At 69.4% G+C, this 6131-nt stretch carries 6 protein-coding genes; 2 read left to right on the plus strand and 4 right to left on the minus strand.

Going from position 1 to position 6131, the window contains the following annotated elements; genetic code table 11:
- Positions 1-81 precede the first annotated feature (81 nt).
- Positions 82-345, minus strand: coding sequence for a cell division protein CrgA (gene crgA, locus A8G18_RS13455; protein ID WP_016931498.1), 264 nt, complete (start codon positions 343-345; stop codon positions 82-84).
- A 103-nt stretch (positions 346-448) separates the two neighbouring features.
- Between crgA and A8G18_RS13460 the strand changes: the two genes are divergently transcribed.
- A complete protein-coding gene (locus A8G18_RS13460) occupies positions 449-1174 on the plus strand; it encodes a DUF881 domain-containing protein (RefSeq protein WP_016931497.1) in 726 nt (241 codons plus the stop codon).
- A 50-nt stretch (positions 1175-1224) separates the two neighbouring features.
- A complete protein-coding gene (locus A8G18_RS13465) occupies positions 1225-1887 on the plus strand; it encodes an aminodeoxychorismate/anthranilate synthase component II (RefSeq protein ID WP_016931496.1) in 663 nt (220 codons plus the stop codon).
- Between the two features lie 69 nt (positions 1888-1956).
- On the opposite strand, the gene pknB is transcribed toward A8G18_RS13465, so the two are convergent.
- From pknB to A8G18_RS13480, 3 genes are all read right to left on the minus strand, one after another.
- Positions 1957-3861 carry a Stk1 family PASTA domain-containing Ser/Thr kinase gene (pknB, locus tag A8G18_RS13470; RefSeq protein ID WP_064064267.1) on the minus strand — a complete coding sequence of 635 codons (1905 nt, stop codon included), beginning with the start codon at positions 3859-3861 and terminating at the stop codon, positions 1957-1959.
- Positions 3858-5432 carry a serine/threonine-protein kinase gene (locus A8G18_RS13475; protein WP_064064268.1) on the minus strand — a complete coding sequence of 525 codons (1575 nt, stop codon included), beginning with the start codon at positions 5430-5432 and terminating at the stop codon, positions 3858-3860. The genes pknB and A8G18_RS13475 overlap by 4 nt, the downstream gene beginning before the upstream one ends.
- A gap of 1 nt (position 5433) precedes the next feature.
- Positions 5434-6131, minus strand: a 698-nt coding sequence (locus tag A8G18_RS13480; RefSeq protein ID WP_280746894.1) for a penicillin-binding transpeptidase domain-containing protein, incomplete at its 5' end; no start/stop codon positions are given.

Raw genomic sequence — 6131 nt, forward strand, 5'->3', positions numbered from 1 at the left:
TGCGGGGCCGATCATCGGGTTGTGCACAGTGTTATCCCCAGGTGGGGATGAATAACATCGGTGTAACCCGTGCGGGTGGGGTCAGCGCCATCTCATCGTCATGATCAGGCCGACGACCATGAACCCGAAGCCGATCAGGAAGTTCCAGGCTCCGAGATCGTTCATCCAGGCGATCTGCTCGGCCGCGAGGTAGTACACGACCAGCCACAACAGTCCGATGACCATCAGGCCGAGCATCACCGTCACGTACAACGCGCTCGACGGCCCGGCCTTGACCTTCACCGGTGTGCGGCTCACGGTCCGGGTCGCGGAGACGTCCTTCTTGCGAACCTTCGACTTGGGCATGATGTCCTCGTTCTCACGACTCCATCCGTCGCATACGGATGGAGTGGTCGGTCGGCTACCTGTCGAGATCACGCTAACGTAAGGCCAGGATCGGAGGTACGACGTGTCGGAACGACGACTGCGCGCACCCGTGTGGGGTGTCGCGACCCTCGTCGTCTGCCTCGTGGCCGGTCTGCTCGTGGGCACGACCCGCGGAGTGTCCGACGGCGACGAACTGCGCGCCGGCGACTCCCCGCGACTGTCCGATCTGGTCCGCGCCGCGCAGGAGAAGGCCGACGAACTGGCCGCCACACGCGACGATCTCGCCGCCCGCATCGACGAACTCCAGAACCGCGCCGCCGTGACGGACGAGGACGTCGCCGCGGTACTCGACGACCTGTCGGCGATCGAGGACCCGGCCGGGCTCGTGGCCCGGCGAGGCCCGGGCGTGACCGTGACCCTGACCGACGCACCCCGCGACGCGAACGGACGGTATCCGTCCGGTGCGTCGCCCGACGATCTCGTCGTGCACCAGCAGGACGTGCAGAGCGTGCTCAACGCGATGTGGGCCGGCGGTGCCGAGGCCGTGGCCATGCAGGACCAGCGGATCGTCGCGACGTCCGCGCCTCGCTGTATCGGCAACACGTTGCTGCTGCACGGACGTACCTACTCGCCGCCCTATGTCGTCACCGCACTGGGCGACCCGGCGCGGCTGCAGGCCGCTCTCGATGCCGAACCCGGTATCCGCATCTACAAGCAGTACGCGGCTCGCTATCAACTCGGTTACGGGCAGCAGGTGTCGAACGACCTGTCGGTTCCCGCCTACACCGGCGGTTCGTCCGCGCGCTGAGCGGTGCACGGGCGGGTCGCCCGATTCGGGCCACTGAGTACCCTCGTCTCATGCGCATTCTCGTCGTCGACAACTACGACAGCTTCGTCTTCAACCTGGTCCAGTATCTGGGTCAGCTCGGAACGACTGCCGACGTGTGGCGCAACGACGACGCGCAGCTCACCGCACCGGGTGCTCTCACGCGGGTCGCGAGCGAGTACGACGGCATCCTGCTCAGCCCCGGCCCGGGCACCCCCGAACGGGCCGGGGTGAGCATCGACCTGGTCAAGGCATGCGCCGACACCGGCACTCCGCTGCTCGGTGTGTGCCTCGGCCACCAGTCCATCGGCGTCGCGTTCGGCGCGACCGTCGACCGCGCCCCCGAACTGCTGCACGGCAAGACCAGCCTGGTCCGCCACACCGGTGCGGGTGTGCTCGCCGGCCTGCCGAACCCGTTCACCGCGACCCGCTACCACTCGCTGACCGTGCTGCCCGAGACGATGCCCGCCGAGCTGGAGCCGACCGGCCATACGGAGACCGGGATCGTCATGGCCCTGCGTCACGCCGAGCTGCCGATCCACGGTGTGCAGTTCCATCCGGAGTCGGTGCTCACGCAGGGCGGTCACCGGATGCTCGCGAACTGGCTCACGGTCTGCGGTGAAGCCCCCGACGAGGCGCTCGTCGCCCGGCTCGAGGCGCAGATGGCCCGCGCCCTCGACGGTGGAGCCGCCTGAGCATCCCCGTTCGACGAGAAAGGCGCCGATCCCTTCGAGGACCGGCGCCTTTCGTGATTCACGAGCCGCTCAGCGGATACCGAGCACACCCACTCCCACGGAGATGGGCTGGTTCTTCGAGATCTCCGAACCCGGCGGCTGGGCCTGCGTGATCACTGTGCCGACGAGATCGACGTCGAGCGTCGCCTCCCGTGTCTGCTGGAGCTGGGAGGCGTTGCCCGTCCAGCCGGCGCTGCGCAGGGCGGTCAGCGCGTCGGAAACCGAGCGGTTGGTGATGACGGGCATCTCGATGCGGTCGCCGTTGGACACCCGCACGGTCACCGTCGAGCCCTGTTCGGTGGAGGCGCCACCGGCGGGGCTCGTCGACACGACGGTGCCCTCGGTCTCGCTGGAGTCGATCTGCTCGACGACCACCGTGAAGCCCGCACCTTCGATGTTGTCGCTCGCCACCTCGACGGTCTGGCCCACCACATTGGGGACGCGCACCAGTTCGGGGCCGGATCCCAGGGTGACGGTGATCGGGCTGTCGCGGTCGACACTCGCGCCTGCGCCGGGGCTCTGGTCGACGACGAGATCCTCGTCGGCGGCGGCCGACGGAGCGCGGCCGACATTCGGGTCGAGCCGCAGACCGACGGCGGACAGCTCCTGGGCTGCGCGTTCCTGCGTCATCCCTTCGAGCCGCGGAATCTGCACCTGCTCCGGTCCGCTCGACACCTCGAGCGTCACGGTCGAGCCTTCCTCGGTCTGGCTTCCGGGCACGGGACGGGTGTTGATGACGTTGCCCTTCGCGACCACCGGATCGCTCTTCTGCTGGATCGAGACCCGGAAGCCGGCGTTCTGCAGCCGGCTCTCGGCGACCTCGGCGGGGACGTTGCGGACGTCGGGAACCGCGACCTGGGCGGCCGTCGAACCGGGTCCGAGCGACCACAGGAAGACACCGACCACGCCGACGACCGCCACCGCGGCGATCCCGAGCAGCACCTTCTTGAGAACCGAACCACCACCGGACTCGTCGGCGGGTGCTCCGGCCGCACCGGCGGGCGCGACGCGGTTGTACCGGCCGGGGTTGTTGTCGGCGGAGTCGAGCAGCGTGGTGCGGTCCTCGTCGGTCATCACCATCGGCGCGCTCGGACGCTGTCCGCTCAGCACGCGGATCAGGTCGCTGCGCATCTCCGCGGCCGACTGGTAGCGGTTCGCGGGGTTCTTCGCCATCGCTTTGAGGATCACCGAGTCGAGCTCGGGCGGCACGGACGAATTCACCGACGACGGCAGGGGCGGATCCTCCCGCACATGCTGGTAGGCCACCGCGACGGGCGAGTCGCCCTTGAACGGAGGTTCGCCGGTGAGGATCTCGAACAGGACGCAGCCCACCGAGTAGACGTCCGACCGGGCGTCGACCTGCTCACCGCGTGCCTGCTCGGGCGAGAGGTACTGCGCGGTGCCGATCACCGCGGCCGTCTGCGTCATCGGACTCGCGGCGTCGGAGATGGCACGGGCGATGCCGAAGTCCATGACCTTCACCGCCCCGGCCTTGTTGATCATGACGTTGGCCGGCTTCACGTCGCGGTGCACGATCATGTTGCGGTGGCTGAAGTCCAGGGCCGCGCACACGTCGGCGATGACCTCCATCGCCCGCTTGGGGGTCATCGGTCCGTCGGCGCGCACGAGGTCGCGCAGCGTGTCGCCCTCGACGTACTCCATGACGATGTAGGGCAGCGGTCCGGCCTCGGTCTCGGCCTCACCGGTGTCGTAGACGGCGACGATCGCCGGATGGTTCAGTGCAGCAGCGTTCTGCGCCTCGCGTCGGAAACGCAGGTAGAACGTAGGGTCGCGTGCAAGATCGGCACGTAACACCTTGATGGCCACATCCCGGCCGAGCCGCAGATCCCGCGCGAGATGCACCTCGGACATACCGCCGAAGCCGAGGATCTCACCCAGCTCGTAGCGGGAGGAGAGCTTGCGGGGTGTGGTCATGACGTTCCTTGGTTGTTCGTACCGTTGCTGGTTGCGGATGAATTGTCGTCCCCTCCACCTGCGGCCTCGGGGTCGGTCTCGCTGCCGCCGCCACCCTCCGTGCCGCCCGTTCCGCCGTTGCCGCCACCCGTGGCCTCCGTGGGGGTGGTCGTCGTCGCGGTGGTCGTCGGCTCCGCCGTGGTGGTGGGCTGTGTGGTCGTGGGTGGCACGGTCGTCGGCTCCACCGTGGTCGTCGGCGGCACCGTCGTGGTCGGCGTCGGGGTGGGGACGAAGGTCTCCGTCTCGACGGGCGGTGGCAACGGCACGAACGTCGTCGTGATGGTCTGCGGCGGCCGGGTCGTCGTGGTGGTGGTCGCGCGGGTCGTGGTGAGCTGTGTCGTCGGCGACGGGGCGCGTGCGGGTTCTTCGTCGTCGCCGCCGAACAGCACGATGCCCAGGGTCACGAGGGCGAGCACGACGGCCGCACCCGCGGCCCAGGCCAGCGCGGTGGGGCTCGGCATACGCCGACCGCGGTCGTCGGCGGGCATACCCGAGGTCGGCGGACCCATCACCGGCGGGCGTCCGGCGGTGGGCGGTTGCGCGGAGCGCGGCACCGACGAGTACGCGGTCTGGTCGTACTGCTGGGTCGGATGCAGTGCACGGGTCGCGGAGGTCGGGGCCGTGGTCCCGGGAACGCCGGGCGGAAGAACCCGGTTGGCGCTGGTCACGGGCGGCACGTTGCCGGGCGGCGGCACGGGCCGGCCCGAGCGCACCGCGGCGACGGCGTTCGCGAACTCGCCACCGTTCGCGTAGCGGTAGGCGGGGTCCTTCGACATCGCGATCTCGATGAGTTCGCGCACCTCGGCCGGAAGATCCGTCGGCAGGGGTGCCGGGGTCTCCTGGACGTGCTTCATCGCGACCGTCACGACGCTGTCGCCGAGGAACGGACGCCGGCCCGACAGCACCTCGTAGCCGACGACGCCCAGCGAGTAGACGTCGCTCGCGGACGTGGCCTCCTGGCCCAATGCCTGCTCGGGCGCGATGTACTGCGCGGTGCCCATCACCATGCCGGTGCGGGTGACCGGGGAGGCATCGACCGCCTTCGCGATACCGAAGTCGGTGATCTTCACCTGGCCCGTCGGGGTGATGAGGATGTTGCCCGGCTTGACGTCGCGGTGGACCACGCCGGCGTTGTGTGCCGCCTGCAGCGCACGTCCGGTCTGCTCCAGCATGTCGAGCGCATGCGGCAGCGACAGGCGCCCCAGCCGGGACAGGACGGCGTTGAGCGGCTCGCCGTGCACCAGCTCCATCACCAGATAGGCGATGGACTGGCCTTCGGCGTCGGTGGTCTCGCCGTAGTCGAACACCCCGGCGATACCGGGATGGTTGAGTTGTGCGGTGGTGCGCGCCTCGAACCGGAACCGGGCGAGGAAGTCCTCGTCGCCGGACAACTCGGCCTTGAGGACCTTCACCGCGACCCGCCGGTCGAGCCGGGTGTCGAGTCCTTCCCACACCTGACCCATTCCGCCGGTCGCGATGAGCCGCTGGAGACGGTAACGGTCGGCGATCATGGCGCCGCTGCTCAGAGCCATGTCAGCCTCCCTGTAATCCGGCCGAGATGACGGCCCGGCCGATCGGGGCGGCCACCGAGCCGCCGGTCGCGGCGAGAGCTCGGTCGCCGCCGTCCTCCACGAGCACCGCCACGGCGATGCGGGGTTGTTGTGCGGGTGCGAACGCGATGTACCAGGTGTGCGGCGGGGTGTTCCGCGGATCGTTGCCGTGCTCCGCGGTGCCCGTCTTCGACGCGATCTGCACACCCTGGATCGCACCGCCGCCACCGGCGTTGTTCTCGGCGCCGATCATCAGGTCGGTGAGGGTCGCGGAGACCTCCGGCGAGATGGCCTGACCGAGCGACTCGGGTTTGGTCTCCGCCAGCACCGACAGATCGGGGCCCTGGCGCCGGTCCACGAGATACGGCTTCATGCGGACACCACCGTTGGCGATCGTCGCGGCGATCGACGCGTTCTGCAGCGGAGTGAGCGCCACGTCGCGCTGACCGATGCTCGACTGGCCGAGCGCCGCACCGTCCGGGATGGGGCCGACGGTGCTCGGCGCGACGGGCAACGGGATGTCGAGGGTCTCCCCGATGCCGAGCTTCTCCGCCTGGCCGACGAGGGCCTCACGTCCGTCGTCGATACCCATCTCGACGAAGGCCGTGTTGCACGACCGCGCGAACGCCTCCCGCAACGTCACCGTCGGTGCGCCACCGCACGCCGCCCCGCCGTAGTTCT

Origin of the sequence: Rhodococcus gordoniae, from assembly GCF_001646655.1 — a bacterium.
GTDB classification, from domain to species: domain Bacteria; phylum Actinomycetota; class Actinomycetes; order Mycobacteriales; family Mycobacteriaceae; genus Rhodococcus; species Rhodococcus gordoniae.